Raw genomic sequence first — 977 nt, 5'->3', positions numbered from 1 at the left:
CACCACCTCCGACCTGGACGATCTGCTGGCCAGACTCGACCGGCACACCACCGATCACCACGAAGAATCCTCCGCCGAGCCAGCTACATGATCAACCCCCGAAGGACTTCCGGTCCGAACCACTAAGCTAGCGAAGTCGCTGATCGATGCTGTTGGAGAGCAGGGCGAACGCGGACGGCACCTGAAGGCGTTCTTCGGTTGCCTCTACTACGCGGCCAACCGCCCTGGTGAGGCGGCCAGTCTCCGTGCGGACGACTTCACCCTTCCCGAAGAGGGCTGGGGTGAAGTGCTGCTCTCGACGAGCATGCCCCGAGTCGGCTCCGGCTGGACAGACACGGGCGAGTCGTTCGATACGCGCGGCCTGAAGAAGCGGGCTCGCAAGGCGACCCGGTCGGTGCCGATTCCCTCCGTTCTCGTGCGCATGATCCGCGAGCATGTCAAGGAGTTCGGCACCGCCGAGGACGGTCGGCTCTTTCGTGCGGCCCAGGGTGGCCACCTCCTCTCAAAGGAGTACGGGGAGGTGTGGAAGGCGGCCCGGCTCGCAGTACTGACGGAGTCCGAGACAGCCTCGCCCCTGGCTGGCGTGCCGTACTCCCTGCGCCACGCGGGTGTCTCGCTCTGGCTTGAGTCCGGCGTCTCTCCGGCCGAAGTCGCACGCCGGGCAGGCCACAGCATCGCGGTCCTGTTCCGCTTCTACGCCAAGGCCATTCACCGGAACCAACAACGCGCGAACCAGCAGATCGAACGCGCTCTGGAAGCGGCCGACGAAGACTGACCGACAAACGCGAGGTCCTGCTCACGCTCGAACGGAGGGTGAGCGGGGCCTTGTCGTGTCGGCTCGCGGCAGGGAGTGTCGGCGTACACGTGAACGTCCCCACCCGCGTACGGATGAACGCGGCCAGTTCCTGATGCGCTGAGGGGTGCTGCTCGGCACTCTGCTGCTTGGTCGGTGTAGGCGGCGGAGGGGCGGTCGACAG

Annotated in this window: 1 protein-coding gene; it reads left to right on the top strand. The window is 66.2% G+C overall.

The features are described 5' to 3' along the window. Positions 1–286 precede the first annotated feature (286 nt). Positions 287–775, top strand: a complete 489-nt coding sequence (locus C1I97_RS37870; RefSeq protein ID WP_369008384.1) for a hypothetical protein — start codon at positions 287–289, stop codon at positions 773–775. The last annotated feature ends 202 nt before the right edge of the window (positions 776–977 follow it).

The sequence above is a fragment of the Streptomyces sp. NTH33 genome (assembly GCF_003236365.1).
GTDB lineage: Bacteria > Actinomycetota > Actinomycetes > Streptomycetales > Streptomycetaceae > Streptomyces.
Note: the sequence above shows the minus strand (reverse complement) of the source record. Positions and strands in the feature narration are given on the sequence as shown.